The following is a 14,733-nucleotide window of genomic DNA, read 5'->3' on the forward strand; positions in this document are numbered from 1 at the left end:
GTTATTCACCGTGCGTTGCTAAACAACTGCATCCGTTGATCTCTACGTTCGTTGGAGACGAGACTCTCGATTCAGAATTCGCCGAGCAGGCCTTGATGTGGCTCACGCCGTTGCGCTGATCGGCGGCTAACATGGTTTTTACGCTTACGCTGGGCTGTCAAAAGGTCGGTATTGACACGGAGAATGCGACGTTGATTTCTATTCTGTCCTACGCTCCAACGGGGCAGCACTAAGATAGCCCCAGGCATCGCCTGGGGTTTCGTTACGGAGATTCCGACACCAGCTCCAACGGGGCGGCCCTAAGAAAGACTCCCCAAAACCCGCTAGGACCGCCCCCGTTGGGGCTTTGCAATCTTGGTCCCGCCACAACCCAGGGCGTTGCCCTGGGCTGGCATAGGGCTGCCCCGTTGGGGCGAAGTCGAGGAACAAAACCTGCGCGGTCCAAAGCGGTGTCAATACCAACCTTTTGACAGCCCACGCTTAGGCCTTCGGCACACCTTCGCTCGTTTGGCAACGGACGTTGGAATTGGTACAATTTTCCGTAGTTCAAACTCCACCGCTTCGGTAACGGCGGTGTCGTAAAAACCTGCCGTTGTACGCCTCAGGTTCGATCTTTGACGCTCGCCGACGATAGTGCTCGACTGTTCCACAACTTCCAACGCGGGTTGATGACCGAATCGGAACTTCGCCACTCGCTCATCCAGAACGTCATATACTACAACGATGTCGATGCTTCAATCGATCTTGCCGACTCACTGCCCGACTGGTTTCGCGACGGTTTCCAACTTCGGCTACGCGAACTCGCCGATGATGACTACCTCTACAACCTTCCATGGTGCCTCGAAGACCGCAGAACCCAACCCGAACTTGACGAACGGGCTCGACTGCATCGGCCGATCCTTTGTTCGATTATTCCGCGAATGCTGGCTCGGCTCTAGCTTGTTGCGCGGACGGCGCTTGACATGGTTTTTACGCTAGGCCTTCGGCACACTTTCCAACTTTGTCAACGCGGTCTGGCCTTGGTACAATTTCCGATAGTTCAAACATCGTTCGCTTCGTTTAGGGCGGTGTCGTAAAAACCTTCCGTTAGGCGACCTCAGCGATTAGTTATTCTAGTTCTTCAGAATACGAGCTTTACGCCCACGTGCTTGGTGATGGCTCGCCATGCGGCATGCTTGTATCGGACGGCGTCTTTCCGCCCGGATGGGTGGACCGGTACCTCGCACTTCTCAAGTCGGTCACCGATAAATACCTCGGTGCTGACATGAGCCCGCGGCGGATCGCGTGGGCAATTCACTTCGCATCTTGGTACCTGCCACTACGCTACGACGTGTGGTGCTCATCGTCTGGCGGTACAAACGACGAAACGGTTGGGCAATTGGCACGCGTCCGGACCCCAAGTGAACTGTTCTTCGGCACCGACGGTGATGGCACGTTCGCCTAACCTGTCTTTTACTTTAGGCCTTTGGCACACCTTCCAGCTTTGTCAACGCGGGCTGGCCTTGGTTTAATTCCACGCAGTTCAGACATCGCTCGCTTCGTTTAGGGCGGTGTCGTAAAAACCTTCCGTTGTGCGGCCCAGACAATCGGTTGCATCTGTGTTGATCGGTGTGCATCCGTGGCTCACCTCAGTGCTCTCTGTGTCCTCTGTGGTCCAACCGATCGCTGGCAAATGCAATGGTCGCGCGACGCGCACCCATACGTTCGAACGTCCTGCTTCGCGGATGGGTGCGCGTCGTGCGACTAACGCCATTGTCAAATGACTTCGGCTCGGATGCAAGCGTTTTCGCATCACTCCGCGACCTCCGTTCTTCCGCTTTCTCCGCGTTTCAAGCTCTTTGCAAGCATTCGATGCCATCTTCTCGCCGCGTGGCCCCATCGTCTGTGCCGCACAACATGATTTTTACGCTAGGCCTTCGGCACACCTTCGTTGGTAGGCAACGATCGCTGGCCTTGGTACAAGCTCTCGTGATTCAAACTCCACCGCTTCGGTAACGGCGGTGTCGTAAAAACCTTCCGTTGGGCGTCGCTAGCGTAATCACATGACCGAGACGTTGCACAATGGTTGGACGCTGCGTTTTCGACCCAACGTCCACATGTATTGCCACGAACTGACGGCGACCAGGGGCGATCACGAACTTCAGGTGTCCTGCGAGGACATGCCGTCTGGCGGTGTTGGCATTTGGCCGTACTCGCTCGAATTTGACACTGCGACCTATGCCGACCTGCTTGTAGCGCTGCGTTCTTGGGCTGCTGACCTCGATGCTGACTACCGTCTTTACGTCAGCCGCGATGAATTCGAGACGAACTAAACCGCAGTTGCGCTGTCCGTGCAGCCATTTTGGTTATGGCAGGGCGGCCTCGGCGGGATCAACGCGACGCCCAACATGGGGTTTACGCTGAGTCCTTCGGCACACTTTCGTCCTTTGGCAACGCTCGCTGGCCTTGGTACAATTTCCGTAATTCAGACATCGTTCTCTTCGTTTAGGGCGGTGTCGTAAAAACCTTCGGTTAGGCGCCCTAGACCCAACCTGCTCATGACTTGGTTGCTGTACCAACTTCTGTCCTACTCGCTACTCCTGTGGCTGCTCTTTGTGGCAATCACGGGCATCGCTTCGTTTGTGGGCCGGGGTTGGGGCATCATGATTGGTCACATCGCAATTGCGTTGCTTGTCATATGGCTCGACGCTCAATGGGTGCAATCCGAAATCGCCAAACCAGATTGGGACGGCGCACCCGATCAGGACATCGTATTCATCATCGGTGTGCTCATCCGTGTCGTCCTCATCAACGCAATGCTCCTGCCTGTTGCCTCGGCTTCTCGTTGGCTTTCTGTGCATCGACGCTCGATCGGGACGCAACCGGTTGCCTAATATTTTCTTTCGCTAGGTCTTCGGCACAACTTCCTTGTTTGGCAACGAGGGCGTGCGTTGGTAGGATCACTTGTCGTTCAAACATCACTCGCTTCGTTCAGGGCGGTGTCGTAATAGACGTCGGTTGTCGGGCACTAGCGTATTGGCATTTCGCACGGCATTTCTTGAATGGGTGCTCGAGCGTTTCCCAGATCTTGCCGCTGAATTTGAAGGCGAATCGGCGAAGATGCGCGTGCACATTGCCTTTTCGCGTTTCTACCACGCGACGCAGAACGCGATTGACGATGGCGATAACGAGCTCGTAAAAGCGTACTTCCAGATGGCGGATCGGCTGCTGGCCAATGCACACCCAGAAATGCGGTCACTGTTTCATGTGGTCTTTGTCGAACACCTCAAATTCGATGATGGTCGCAAATCACGTTCGTGGGCTCTTGGACAGCTTTCGGCCCGGCTTCGCAACGAGTTCGCATCCTCTCTTGGTTGCTCTGAAGAAGTTCGTGCAAAACTAGACTGATCTGGACGTTCCCGACATTATGGGTTTCACGTTGAGGCCTTTGGCAAAGCTTCCGTGTCTGGCAGAGCTGGCTGCCCCTTGTTGGGTTGCCTTGGCTTTTGCCATTGTCTGCTTCGTTCTTGGCTAGAATCGCGAGTTCGAAAGATTGGAACACACGCGGCTTTTCGTTGACGCAAACAAAAAGCCATGTCATTGGACATGGCTTTCGTTGTTCGGTTTGGAAACCGAGATGGTTTCGCCAACCGTGATCAGCTGGCTTTGTAGGCATCGCGAAGGTCGCGAATTTTGTCGTGGCCGGCCTTGACCTTGGCGTATTGGGCGTTCAACACATCGTTCATGGCACTGCCTGCGGTGTCCTTCAAGACATCTTCGTAGGCTTCCTTGATGTGGTCTTCGCCACGTTCGGCTTCGATCAGGATTACCGTCGCGTCGCCACCGTTTAACTTGCCTCGGATATTGATCCAAATGCGGTGCGTTTTGGCGGCAACACTACCGTCGTCTTCGGCTGCTTTGCCGTTGAACTCGACATACTGTTGCAGTTCGGCGGCCATCGCCGAACGTTCATCGCCGATGCTGCGGAACAACGTTGCTAAACGCTCGTCCTTCAGTTCTTCAGCGGACTCGTGAAAGCCGTTGTACGAATCGATGTTGGCGCGAATCAGCTTTTGAAGCTTTTCGAGAGTGGTTTCGTTCAGATCGATTTTAGTTTCAAGAGACATGTGTAATCCTTCAGTTTGCTGTAGTTGACAGTTTCATCAAACGGTTGTTCGATGATGGAAATAGGTTGCAACTACCGTGCCAGAACTCGGGAGCACGTGTTCAACTCGAATAATCGAAGCATGTCCGCGGTCGCGATTGGTTCGCATCCGCTACGGCCGATCGGCTCAAAAACCCGCTGGGGTAAGAGACGTCGCCTCTTCAATCTCGGTGTCGGATGGCAAGCGATGGATCGCGATTGACTCCGCGTCCTTGTCAAAGTCGATGAGGTCTCGATCTGCGAAAGCGTTGAGCCAAGATTCCATTGGCCACACGCCCCACTTGCGGTGAAACCGTTCAGCGTTTTCAACGATTGGTTTGAGATGGTTCAGTGGTGGTTTGCAAACCGAATGATGCTGGTGATAGGCAACGGCGTTGACGAACCCAAACGGAACGCCGGCTTTGCGTGCAGAGAACGCGAAATCCGTGTCCTCGCCACCGTAGCCATCAAACGAATCGTCGAAGCCTCCGATTTGTTGGAAGGAAGAACGGCTAATGGCAAAGCAAAGCGACCAAAACATCTCGTATCGCTCGGATGCTTTTCGTTCTTGCTCTCCAAGCTGAGGTTGCAATGGATGATCGACCGCAAGCTGTTCGAGTTGATCCATTTGCCAGTCACCATCGGCTGCAGCTGCGGGAAGATATCGAGGGCATCCCATCCACAATCGATTTTCGGTTCGAAGTGCTTCCATCATATTTCCGATCATGTCGGGCGATGGTATGCAGTCAACGTCCAAAAACACCATGCCGTCGGTTGCGCAAAGCGAAGCCGCATGGTTGCGAGCTTGCGCCAGTGGGAGCGGCTCGGTCGGATGATGAACGCTGGATGTTCGAATCGGAAAGCGTTCGCCATCGGGAAGTGAAACCTCCTGATTCATGCCAACAACAATCCATTCGTGCGGCAGGATCTCTGATTGCAGCAATCCCTTCAGTTGATTCTCGAGATGTGCCTGTCGTCCGCGAACGATGGTGAGAACACTGACTTTCATAGCGTCACCAACTCTCGAGACATTCTGGCTTCATGCGACCAACGAGCGACTCGAGTGATATGCTCCGCGGCCTGTTCGGCTCCGTCGTGTTCGAACACCTTTCGCCAAGGCGATGGATCCAACGACATCGCTTCGTCAATCAATGTTGACCATTGGCTTGATACGGGCCAAGCGGTCAATCCGATCGCCAATCGTTCACGGCTGAGGATTTTGGCTTTGCGAATTTGTTCCTCGAACGGGCGATCTTCCGCGATGGCTATGAACCGGCACTGAGCATGCCCGAGTTCCATCACGCTGTTGTGACCGGCAGACGTAACGACGACGCTGGCGTCAGCGATCCATTTGTTGGGCCGATCCTGCCATCCGGCGAAGAACAAATTCGGCGGTGTTCGTTCTGAGTCCGAATCATCGTCTTTTCCGAGGACGACCCAGTCAGCGTGCGGAACCGAAGTCGCCGCGTCTCGCAAGTGTTGGTGGACGTCGCCCGTGCCTCCTCGACCAAACATCACGACAATCATTGGCCGCTCGCGTTTCGACTTGTTTCGTTGCGATTGATTCGAAGATTCGATTGTTTGCTCGCGGCAAAACCCATTCAGGTAGACCGTTTTGTCTCGCACAAAGTCGGGTGTGATGTCATCTTCCATTGATTCCGGAAATGGAGCCAGCAATGAATGAGCGGCTTCGTAAGCGGCCAAGTGAGCAGGGTCGTCGCGACGTCCATGTTGACGCATCACGATCTGCGGAATCGATGCCAACCGCGTGAGCATCGAGATCTCTGCGGAGACATCAACCACCATCACGTCCGGGCGATTTTCATCCAACCAACGTGTGTACTGGGCAACTCGTTTTGTGATTGAATCGGTCCATAGCGGTGCGTAGTGCAAAGCGGAGACGTCTTGTGCCTGCTGCATTCCACGCACTGGAACGTCGTCATTGTCACATTCGATTCCGACAACGTTCGCAAGCGTCGGGCCGTTCCAATCGAGGTCATGAATCCGGCTGGTCACAACCGATGCGGGCACTTGCAATTGTCGAAGGATGGCTTCGGTCCGATGCTTGTGGCCCATTCCGTGATAGTGGACATAGAAGCCCACATGAGGTTGGCGATCGATCACGCGGCGACCTCATTCGGGAAGCTCCAGTCGGATTGGCTTTGGTACAGCGACTCGTATTGTTCCACCATCCGGTCGAAGCTGTAGTGTTCCTGAGCAACTCGGCGGCATATTTCACCGGGCAACCTCATGCATCCGAGAATGGCCTGAGCCAGTTCGCGAACACTGCCTGGTTTGGCCAATCGTCCTGTGGATTTGCCAATCAGTTCCGGCAATGCACCGCGATTAAAAGCTGCGACGGGAGTCCCGCATGCCAGCGATTCTGCGACGACCAATCCGAAGGGCTCGTCCCAACATGGTGTAACGAGTGTCACCGCTGAGCGGCTGATCAACGTACAAAGTTCTTCGTGGGTGCGGTGTCCATGGTATGCGTCTTCTGAACGAAGCAGTGGCTGGACTTCTGTGTCAAAGTAGTTTTGATCCGAGATGGGGCCGACGACATCGAGTGGAATGCCAGCGCGATGTGCTGCTCGCAACGCCAAGTGCGTTCCTTTGTCCGGCAGAATGCGACCAAACCAAATGGCTCGCCGCTGCTTTTCTTCTTTGCAACGTACCCAGAATGAAGTGTCGACTCCATTGTGGATGACCGATTGCTCGGGTAGCAGCGAACGCCAAGCATCCGCGTTTGCATTCGAGATGTTGATGAATTGCCCGCACGCTTCCGGGCCGCGTCGACGCAGTTCCACTGCCATACGAGGCAAGACGGGTGCATGCAGCGTCGTCATCAAAGGTGTTGGAAGCAGATGTGAGAACTGCAGCGGGATGGGACTGAGCGAGTGATTGTGAATTGCATCAAAATCACTCGTGCTGAGTTGCAGCATGAGGGCCGCGTAGGCTTCGTCTTCAACGCTTTCGATCCAATCATGACACATTCGTCCGAGTCGAGCATTGGATTCGGGAATGGTTGCGTTGGGTGTGATGCTTGTGAGAGGCAACTGCGGATCCGAGTCGCCAGAAGCAAACAAAGTGACCTCGTGACCTCGGTTCACCAATGCGTTTGCGTACACGTGAGTGAATGCTTCCAAACCTCCTGCGTATGGTTTCGCGATGGGAAATTTTAGATGACCTATGATGCCGATTTTCATCGCGAGTGGCTCCCCAGCCGATGGATTTTGAAACGGGTGATTGATACTCAGATCATCCGTGATGTCGTTTTCGATTCCGTCGGCTTCGGCTTAAGCAACGACCGTGCCAAAGGTCGTGGGGAGTTGCTCAGCGGCGTTGAGTTGCGACGACGGACACGCGTTCCGCGATCGGATTGATGACTCCTGAATCGGTTAGCTTTCGATCAGATTGGTTGATCAATGTAGCCATCGATGAGAGCAAACGAGTCAGCATTCCACTGCCGGAACTCGGGCCAGCATGCGGGCTGGCTAGGTGATGGTTTGCCTTGGTTTGCCGCTGTGAAAAGCTGGTGGTGGACATTGTTAGTTCCTGTTTAAGTTGTCACGTTGGGCGACGCGATGCGCTGGCACGTGTTTCGCTTGCGTAGTCGCGAACTATCTGCGAGCCTTCACTGCATTTTTTGAGCCAGAGGCTGAACGCGTTTTGTTCAACGTCGCCATGTCGCGATCCACGCACTTTCAATTTTTGATCTGACCGCCGACGATTGGCCGCTGTCCTTTCTCTTGTAGGAACTCATGTCCGAATCGCCCCGTCGTATCGAAACCGACGCGTACGGATATCGTGCGATGGTGGCGGTTGCGATTCCGCTGGCGGCCACCGTTGGTTGTTTCTCGATCACGCTCTTCACCGACCGCACGCTTTTGATGTGGTACGGGCCGACGTCGTCAGCAGCTTCGATGGCAGCCGGCAACTTGTATTGGGCGATCGCTTGCATTCCCGTCACCGCAATGGGCTTTATTACCCCGCTCGCAGCGATGGCGATGGGGAAGAAGCGCGGCCGGGGAGCGGTTGCGCTTCGGGTTTGGTCGCTGCTCTGGCAATGTTTGTGGTTCACACTGGCTTGCGTTCCAGCGTTCGCATTGATCGGTTGGATGAGCCCCGATTTGTTCGAAGCGTTTGGACATGACATTGAACTGGCGCAACAGGAGGCTCGCTACTTTCAAACGTTGTTGTTGGTCGCGCCCGCATCCATGTTGGAAGCCGGCCTGACCGCGTTCTTCGTAGGAAGACGAGTGACCCGGCCGATCTTGCAAACCAATATCGCTTCGTCGGTGCTGAATGTCGGACTGGACTATTGGTTCATTTTCGGCGGGTTGGGCTTGCCCGCGATGGGTGTCTTTGGTGCTGCTCTCGCAACGACCATTGCGATGTGGTTCAAAGTCGCTGTGTTCGCGATGATGTTGATGCGTTTGAATTCGTTCGGACGCCACATTGGTGCCGCATGGCGACCGAGTCGTCGTGTCATGAACGAGATCATCGTGCCGGGATCCGCGATTGGATTGCAGCAATTGATTCGGTCAGGTTTGTTCAGCTTCGTGTTGTTGGTCATTGGTGCGGCATCGGTCACTGGTTTGGCGGCGACCTCCGCCGCGCTCACCATGTATCAGTTGCTGTCCATCCCCGCGATTGGTTTGGGCACCGCGGTTACGGTTGTTACCGGGCAAGCCCTCGCATCCAAAGGAATTGAGTTGGCATCGGAAACCATCCGTCGAGGGATGGGGTTGGGCTTGGTCGTGGCAATGACACTGGCGATTGCACTCGCCGCATTCCCTGAGTTGCTGTTGCGAATTCCGTTGGGTGGGATCAGTCAGCAAGAGAGAGCAGAAATCCAACCGCTTGCGATTCGCTTGATGCGGTTTGCGGCCGTCTATGCTTTGGTGGACGTTGCCAGCCTGATACTGGCGGCCTCAGCGAAAGGGATCGGGAAGTCGTTTGTGATTTTGGTGGCGACGGCAATTCCCGGCGTGTTGGTGGTTGCCGGTGGATGGTTGCTCGCGCCCGATGGATGGCTTCGGACTGGATCGATCGCGGGGGAAGACCAGATCGTCATTCATTGGTGGTCCGCGTTGCTGCTTTGGTCGGCGGCTCAGGCGTTCGTTTTGGCGGGCAGTCTTTTCTGGTCAACGAAGCAGTCTTCGGAAGCGGCATTGGCCTGAACAGGTACGCAAGTGTCATCGGGGATGTGAGCCGCTCGGCGTTCGCCACAGTTCCTGCACCTGACTGTGGACTGTGAAATGTTGGGTGTTGTGGACCGTCGTCGTTTGCGAAAGCTCTGTTCCACGACTTCGCCCCAACCGGGCGGTCCTAGCGTTTTAGGATGCAAGTTGGCCACTCTTGGCCGACATCCGCAAATCTGACGGGCAAGAGTGCCCATCCTGCATGTGTTAACGTGTCGTTGACGACTCGATCAAAGCTCACCGAGTCCGCCGAACGCTTGGCTTCTGCGAGAATCTGGTTGCTCGGATAATTGAGCGTTGCTAGACTTTGAAGCATGAAAACCCCGCTCTTCATCGCTCTGTTGGTCGTCAATTTATTGACGTGCCCTCTGCGTTGCTTCTCGTGTCAAACGGAAGCAACATGCAATGAAAGTGATGCTGAAGCAACCTGCAGTTGCTGCCATCACGATGAATCATCTGCACCAGCGTCCACGTCGGATCTCGATCCCAAACGTGGCGACTCCTCCCCATGCGGAGACGATTGCAATTGCATGAACTGCATTTGCGAAGGTGCCGTTCTCGAGAGCGATTTGGATCTTCCCGATCCCAGTTTGGTCGTTGCTTGGACCAATGTGGTCCATGTTCGATCGATGTCGCTTTTCTCCTCCGATGCGAATTGGTGTTCGCGTCGTGGCTTGCCATTTTGCGCGAGTCTATCTGGCCGTCAGGTGCGTCTTGCGCACCAATCTTGGCTGATTTGATCTTCCAGGTCGTTCTGTAATCGCGCCAGCGCTGAACATGCGTTGCTGCGCGTTCATTGACTGAGACCTCGTTGGATCTGTGGTCGGTGATTGCACTGCGTGAGGTTTCCGTCGTGCTTTGACAACCTGTTTGGATCGGCTCGCATTCGATCCGTTTGTCTGTCATGGCAGAACAGACGGTTGTGCTCTCGTCGCGTTTGTATCTCTTTTTGAATGGAAGAAGTGAAGATGATGTTGAGTTTGAAACGCAATGGATTGGGGATGGTCGCGTTGGCCAATCTTGCGTTCGCCTTGATCGCCCCCACCTCCGCCTCGGCTGAACCGGTGTCAGCCAAGGAGCCAGCATCCAACCAAATCGTGATGACCGTGGGTGAGATGTGTGGCGGATGCGTCAAACGAATCACCGCTCGGTTTGATTCGGTGGATGCTGTCACCAAGGTCGTTTGCAGTATCGAAAAGAAGTCCGTGACATTGGTCCCCAAGGACGGCGTGAAGCTAAGTCCCAAGGGAATCTGGGAGATCATGGAAAGCATTGGCAAAACGCCAAAGAAGATGATTACTCCCGACGGCACGTTCACGTCCAAACCGAAACGTTGAAGATGAGATTCGCCATCCGTTTTTGCATCCAACTCGTGTCCCGAGGCGTTCGCTGATGCTGTTGCCATGGGAATACGGCGTCCGCAACCTGGCCCGGCGGCCGGTCCGCACCGCGTTGACTTTGGTGGCATTGGCCACCGTGGTGATGTTGGTGTTTGTGGTCGTTGGATTCATTCGCGGCTTGGAACGGTCGCTCGCGATCAGCGGGGATGAAGACGTGGTGTTGGTGTATTCGGTGAACTCGGAAGAGAACATCGAGAACTCGTCCATCGCCGCTCGGACGCCATCGTTGTTGGTGGCCAGCCTCGATGGAACGATGAAACGCTTCGGCGTCAGTCATGTGTCACCGGAGTTGTATCTCGGCACTCGAGTCGCCACTGAATCGGGCCCGGGTGGACTCGGTTTGGTACGGGGCGTGGAAACGTCGGCACCGTTGGTACGCCGTTCGGTTCAGTTGGTTGAGGGAACGTGGCCGGCGGACGGCGAAGTGATGGTTGGCAGCTTGGTTGCCACGAAACTTGGGCGTGAACCAAGTGAATTGGAACTTGGTAGGCAACTCGAGTTTGAGGGACGCAAGTGGACAATCAGTGGCCGGTTTGCTTCCGGCGGGTCGGCATACGAATCTGAAATCTGGTGCCCCTTGGGTGACTTTCAAACCGCGACCAAACGCCAAGACCTGAGTTTGGTCGCGATTCGATTGCAGCCCGGTCGTTCAGCCGCGGAGGTTCAGTTGTTTTGCAAAGAACGATTGGACTTGGAACTGCGAGCCATTCGCGAAACGGATTACTACGGCTCGCTGCAACAACATTACAAACCCGTTCGAGTTTTGGCGTGGTTTGTGGTGGTGCTGGTTTCCGGCGCGGGTGTGTTTGCCGGATTGAACATGATGTACGGATCCGTTGCCGGACGGATTCGAGAAATCGCAACGTTGCAAGCCATCGGATATCGAAGGTTTGCGATTTTGCTGAGCGTGGTCCAGGAGGGCGTCTTGTTGGCGGCCGCTGGATCGCTGTTGTCCGGGGTGGTGGCGTTGCTGCTGCTCAACGGCATGGCGGTTCGATTCACGATGGGAGCTTTCACATTGCGGATCGACAGCGTTGCAATTTTGATCGGTTGCGGCGTGGGAATTTTGTTGGGTGTCCTTGGCTCGTTGCCACCGGCACTGAAAGCGTTGCGAGAAGAAGTCGCAACGGGACTGAAAGCTGTTTGACTCGTTGACCCATTTGATAGAGAAGTACCATGAAGCGTTTTCAATATTTTGTATTGGCTGGAGCGATTGCCCTGATCGCTGGTTGTGGTGGTGCAGAAGTCGCCGACCAGGATGCAGCCTCATCGACCACAGCGGATTCGGCCTACCTGGCCAGTTCCGAACCTGCCGACGCGATGCCCGTCGGGGAAGCTCGTGAAAAGGCAGCCGATGGTGAGGAATTGACTTTGGTCGGTCTGATCGGTGGATCCACGGAACCATTCGTTGACGGACTGGCTGCTTTCACGATCGTGGATCCAAAGATCCCGTACTGTGCCGACGAAGAAGGTTGCCCGACGCCTTGGGATTATTGCTGCACGCAGGATCAGGTCAAAGACAACATCGCGACCGTGAAGGTCGTTGATGAGTCGGGAGCCCCGGTTTCAAAGACCGCACGCGAATTGTTGGGTGTCAATGAACTGGCGACAGTGGTCGTGCATGGAGTTGCCAAACGCGACGACCAAGGCAACTTGACCGTGGAAACCAGCGATGTCTTTGTTCGTTCGAGCAAGTAACCATGGCTGACGCTCCGCTGGACCTCGGTCAACTGGCTATCGACCGCTCGCCAACACAAAGCACTCCATTGCCGGCGTCTCGTCGTCGACGATGGATCAGTCGCTATGTGTTTCCGATTGGAATCCTGGTCGGCTTTGCGGCTTTGCTCGCGGTCGCTGCCGGTCGTCACTGGATGCCACGGCAAAGTGTCACCGTGATCCCAGTGATCGCGAAACGTGCTGAGGTCGTTCAAGCGGGGCAAACGTTGTTTCAATCACCCGGTTGGATCGAACCGCGACCGACTGCGATCAGCGTCGCGGCGTTGGCCCCCGGTGTGATTGAATCGTTGTTGGTGGTCGAAGGACAACCGGTGAAACGCGGCGAACCGGTCGCGCGGTTGATCTCGATCGACGCGGAACTGAACGTCCAGCAGGCAAAGAACACCGTTGCAATCCGGCAGGGTGAACTGCAACGCGCCGAGGCGGAATTGAACGCTGCGTTGGTTCGGTTTGAAAACCCCGTGCACTTGGAAGTTCAACTCGCCGACGCGCAGAGCATGTTGGCGAGGGCGGAAACGGAACTCGCGAAACTGCCGTTTTTGATCGAAGCCGCCCAGGCGAGCGTCGAGTACGCGCGGAACAACATGCAAGGCAAACGATCTGCTGAAGGCGCGATCTCAGGACGCATCGTTGCTCGTGCGGAAAGCGACCACGCGGGTGAATCGGCCAAGTTGCAAGAACTGCAACGTCGCCAACCGAATCTGCAACGCGAGGTCGATACGTTGAAAACGAAAGTCCGAGCGTTGGAGAAACAACTGAAATTGTTGGTCGAGGAAACGCGACAGGTCGAAGAAGCCAAAGCCAAGGTCGCCTCATCGAAAGCACTTTGGGAGGAGGCGAAGCTGCAACAGAAGCAAGCGGAATTGGCTTTGGAACGCAATATCGTCAAGGCTCCCATGGATGGTCGAATCCTGCGTTTGATCGCTTCGCCCGGAACCCGAGTTTCGGGCATGGCGTCCTCGACGGGGCACAGCGCCAGCACGGTCGTCGAGATGTACGATCCCGAACGTCTGCAAGTCCGCGCGGACGTGCGGCTGGAAGATGTGCCGATGGTTCGCCGAGGCCAGCCAGTGGAGATCGAAACCGCGTCGTCGTCATTGGTCATCCAAGGACGGGTTCTGCAAGCCACCAGCGCCGCGAACGTTCAAAAGAACACCTTGGAAGTGAAGGTCGAACTGATTGATCCTCCTCCCACGGTCAGCCCTGAGATGTTGGTCACGGCCACGTTCCTGTCACCTGCGACCGAGTCCGATGTCAACGCGGCAAAAGACAAACAACGCTTGTTTGTTCCGGAGGCATTGGTTCAAACCGGCGAGTCGGGGTCGTTTGTTTGGTGTGTCACGGAAGATGAGATGGCAAGGCAAACTCCCGTGGTGGTGGGTGGCTCAGGAGGCGATGGCTTGGTGGAAATTGAATCGGGACTCAACGTCACTGACAAATTGATCGCCAATGTTCCTTCGGATTTGAAACCTGGCGATTCCGTTTTGGTCGAACGTGAAGACACAACGATGGGGATGAACTGATGGCATTGGTCGAACTGCGTGGCGTCTGCAAAAGTTTTCGCAAGGGTGACGAAACGATCACACCGCTCGACGAGGTTGACCTCGACATCGAGGCGGGCGACTTCGTCTCGCTGATGGGGCCAAGTGGTACCGGAAAAAGCACGCTGCTGAACTTGGTCAGCGGAATCGATCGTCCTGACGCCGGAACAATTCGCGTGGCTGGAACAGAAGTGACTAAGCTTTCTCGCGGCAAGTTGGCCGATTGGCGTGCCGCGAATTTGGGCTACATCTTTCAGACCCACAATTTGATTCCCGTTCTGACGGCTTATGAGAACGTGGAGTTGCCAACGTTGTTGCTGAAGATGACCAGCTCGCAACGCCGGCAACGCGTTGAACTGGCACTGGAAGCGGTGGGGCTGAGCGATCGAGCCGACCACTACCCTCGGCAATTGTCCGGTGGACAAGAGCAACGTGTCGGAATCGCGCGAGCCATCGTGGCGCACCCCCAAGTCGTCGTGGCGGACGAACCGACCGGCAGTTTGGATACGGAAACTAGTGAACAGGTTCAGATCCTGCTGCAGCGATTGAACAAGGAACTGGACATCACGCTGTTGATGGTCACCCACGACACGGACGCTGCCAAAATCGCATCTCGGCAGTTGGTGTTGGATCGTGGCAAGTTTCGTGAGGTTGGATTGGATGAGACTTCGGTAGTTAGCAACGCGTGAACAACAAGTGACGTAGCGGAAGGGCGCGAGCCCTCCGGT

16 protein-coding genes are annotated in these 14,733 nt (G+C 55.4%); 11 read left to right on the forward strand and 5 right to left on the reverse strand.

Annotated elements, in window-relative coordinates; all coding sequences use genetic code 11:
* The first annotated feature begins 668 nt into the window (after positions 1-668).
* From B2R17_RS07615 to B2R17_RS28490, 5 genes are all read left to right on the forward strand, one after another.
* Positions 669-938 carry a hypothetical protein gene (locus B2R17_RS07615; RefSeq protein WP_286763495.1) on the forward strand — a complete coding sequence of 90 codons (270 nt, stop codon included), beginning with the start codon at positions 669-671 and terminating at the stop codon, positions 936-938.
* A gap of 233 nt (positions 939-1,171) precedes the next feature.
* Positions 1,172-1,444 (forward strand): hypothetical protein, encoded by a 273-nt coding sequence (locus B2R17_RS07620; RefSeq protein WP_286763496.1) that lies wholly within the window; start codon positions 1,172-1,174, stop codon positions 1,442-1,444.
* A 598-nt stretch (positions 1,445-2,042) separates the two neighbouring features.
* Entirely contained in the window at positions 2,043-2,312 is a 270-nt protein-coding gene (locus B2R17_RS07625; protein ID WP_008670219.1) for a hypothetical protein, read from the forward strand.
* A gap of 225 nt (positions 2,313-2,537) precedes the next feature.
* Positions 2,538-2,873, forward strand: coding sequence for a hypothetical protein (locus B2R17_RS07630; protein ID WP_037253119.1), 336 nt, complete (start codon positions 2,538-2,540; stop codon positions 2,871-2,873).
* Between the two features lie 172 nt (positions 2,874-3,045).
* Positions 3,046-3,387: a DUF7674 family protein gene (locus B2R17_RS28490; protein WP_008670223.1), complete on the forward strand. Its 342-nt coding sequence runs from the start codon at positions 3,046-3,048 to the stop codon at positions 3,385-3,387.
* 248 nt (positions 3,388-3,635) lie between these two features.
* Here the strand turns inward: B2R17_RS28490 and B2R17_RS07635 are convergent, their stop codons facing one another.
* The 5 genes from B2R17_RS07635 to B2R17_RS07655 form a co-directional block, all read right to left on the reverse strand.
* Positions 3,636-4,106 carry a PA2169 family four-helix-bundle protein gene (locus tag B2R17_RS07635; RefSeq protein WP_286763497.1) on the reverse strand — a complete coding sequence of 157 codons (471 nt, stop codon included), beginning with the start codon at positions 4,104-4,106 and terminating at the stop codon, positions 3,636-3,638.
* Positions 4,107-4,271: 165 nt separating this feature from the next.
* Positions 4,272-5,132, reverse strand: a complete 861-nt coding sequence (locus B2R17_RS07640) for a glycosyltransferase family 2 protein (protein WP_008670230.1) — start codon at positions 5,130-5,132, stop codon at positions 4,272-4,274.
* On the reverse strand, positions 5,129-6,247 hold the full coding sequence (locus tag B2R17_RS07645; RefSeq protein WP_286763498.1) for a glycosyltransferase: 1,119 nt from the start codon (positions 6,245-6,247) through the stop codon (positions 5,129-5,131). Before B2R17_RS07645 ends, B2R17_RS07640 begins: the two co-directional genes overlap by 4 nt.
* A complete protein-coding gene (locus B2R17_RS07650; RefSeq protein WP_286763499.1) occupies positions 6,244-7,329 on the reverse strand; it encodes a glycosyltransferase family 4 protein in 1,086 nt (361 codons plus the stop codon). The genes B2R17_RS07645 and B2R17_RS07650 overlap by 4 nt, the downstream gene beginning before the upstream one ends.
* A 127-nt stretch (positions 7,330-7,456) precedes the next feature.
* Positions 7,457-7,669 (reverse strand): hypothetical protein, encoded by a 213-nt coding sequence (locus B2R17_RS07655; RefSeq protein ID WP_008670235.1) that lies wholly within the window; start codon positions 7,667-7,669, stop codon positions 7,457-7,459.
* A 215-nt stretch (positions 7,670-7,884) separates the two neighbouring features.
* On the opposite strand from B2R17_RS07655, the gene B2R17_RS07660 reads away from it, so the two are divergent.
* From B2R17_RS07660 to B2R17_RS07685, 6 genes are all read left to right on the forward strand, one after another.
* Positions 7,885-9,306 carry an MATE family efflux transporter gene (locus B2R17_RS07660; RefSeq protein ID WP_008670241.1) on the forward strand — a complete coding sequence of 474 codons (1,422 nt, stop codon included), beginning with the start codon at positions 7,885-7,887 and terminating at the stop codon, positions 9,304-9,306.
* 974 nt (positions 9,307-10,280) lie between these two features.
* Positions 10,281-10,664: a heavy-metal-associated domain-containing protein gene (locus B2R17_RS07665; RefSeq protein ID WP_339888034.1), complete on the forward strand. Its 384-nt coding sequence runs from the start codon at positions 10,281-10,283 to the stop codon at positions 10,662-10,664.
* 55 nt (positions 10,665-10,719) lie between these two features.
* On the forward strand, positions 10,720-11,874 hold the full coding sequence (locus tag B2R17_RS07670; RefSeq protein WP_286763501.1) for an ABC transporter permease: 1,155 nt from the start codon (positions 10,720-10,722) through the stop codon (positions 11,872-11,874).
* A gap of 29 nt (positions 11,875-11,903) precedes the next feature.
* Positions 11,904-12,425 (forward strand): hypothetical protein, encoded by a 522-nt coding sequence (locus B2R17_RS07675; protein WP_286763502.1) that lies wholly within the window; start codon positions 11,904-11,906, stop codon positions 12,423-12,425.
* A 2-nt stretch (positions 12,426-12,427) separates the two neighbouring features.
* Positions 12,428-13,987: an HlyD family secretion protein gene (locus B2R17_RS07680; protein WP_286763503.1), complete on the forward strand. Its 1,560-nt coding sequence runs from the start codon at positions 12,428-12,430 to the stop codon at positions 13,985-13,987.
* Positions 13,987-14,694, forward strand: a complete 708-nt coding sequence (locus tag B2R17_RS07685) for an ABC transporter ATP-binding protein (protein ID WP_286763504.1) — start codon at positions 13,987-13,989, stop codon at positions 14,692-14,694. The genes B2R17_RS07680 and B2R17_RS07685 overlap by 1 nt, the downstream gene beginning before the upstream one ends.
* Positions 14,695-14,733: the final 39 nt, after the last annotated feature.

Origin of the sequence: Rhodopirellula sp. UBA1907 (assembly GCF_002337565.1) — a bacterium.
In the GTDB taxonomy this organism is placed as follows: domain Bacteria; phylum Planctomycetota; class Planctomycetia; order Pirellulales; family Pirellulaceae; genus Rhodopirellula; species Rhodopirellula europaea.

Bases quoted from the DNA above. Each gene is read 5' to 3' on its own strand.
- B2R17_RS07615 (WP_286763495.1), top strand. From the start codon at position 669: ATGACCGAATCGGAACTTCGCCACTCGCTCATCCAGAACGTCATATAC.
- B2R17_RS07620 (WP_286763496.1), top strand. From the start codon at position 1,172: ATGCTTGTATCGGACGGCGTCTTTCCGCCCGGATGGGTGGACCGGTAC.
- B2R17_RS07625 (WP_008670219.1), top strand. From the start codon at position 2,043: ATGACCGAGACGTTGCACAATGGTTGGACGCTGCGTTTTCGACCCAAC.
- B2R17_RS07630 (WP_037253119.1), top strand. From the start codon at position 2,538: ATGACTTGGTTGCTGTACCAACTTCTGTCCTACTCGCTACTCCTGTGG.
- B2R17_RS07635 (WP_286763497.1), bottom strand. From the start codon at position 4,106: ATGTCTCTTGAAACTAAAATCGATCTGAACGAAACCACTCTCGAAAAG.
- B2R17_RS07640 (WP_008670230.1), bottom strand. From the start codon at position 5,132: ATGAAAGTCAGTGTTCTCACCATCGTTCGCGGACGACAGGCACATCTC.
- B2R17_RS07650 (WP_286763499.1), bottom strand. From the start codon at position 7,329: ATGAAAATCGGCATCATAGGTCATCTAAAATTTCCCATCGCGAAACCA.
- B2R17_RS07655 (WP_008670235.1), bottom strand. From the start codon at position 7,669: ATGTCCACCACCAGCTTTTCACAGCGGCAAACCAAGGCAAACCATCAC.
- B2R17_RS07660 (WP_008670241.1), top strand. From the start codon at position 7,885: ATGTCCGAATCGCCCCGTCGTATCGAAACCGACGCGTACGGATATCGT.
- B2R17_RS07665 (WP_339888034.1), top strand. From the start codon at position 10,281: ATGGAAGAAGTGAAGATGATGTTGAGTTTGAAACGCAATGGATTGGGG.
- B2R17_RS07670 (WP_286763501.1), top strand. From the start codon at position 10,720: ATGCTGTTGCCATGGGAATACGGCGTCCGCAACCTGGCCCGGCGGCCG.
- B2R17_RS07675 (WP_286763502.1), top strand. From the start codon at position 11,904: ATGAAGCGTTTTCAATATTTTGTATTGGCTGGAGCGATTGCCCTGATC.
- B2R17_RS07680 (WP_286763503.1), top strand. From the start codon at position 12,428: ATGGCTGACGCTCCGCTGGACCTCGGTCAACTGGCTATCGACCGCTCG.
- B2R17_RS07685 (WP_286763504.1), top strand. From the start codon at position 13,987: ATGGCATTGGTCGAACTGCGTGGCGTCTGCAAAAGTTTTCGCAAGGGT.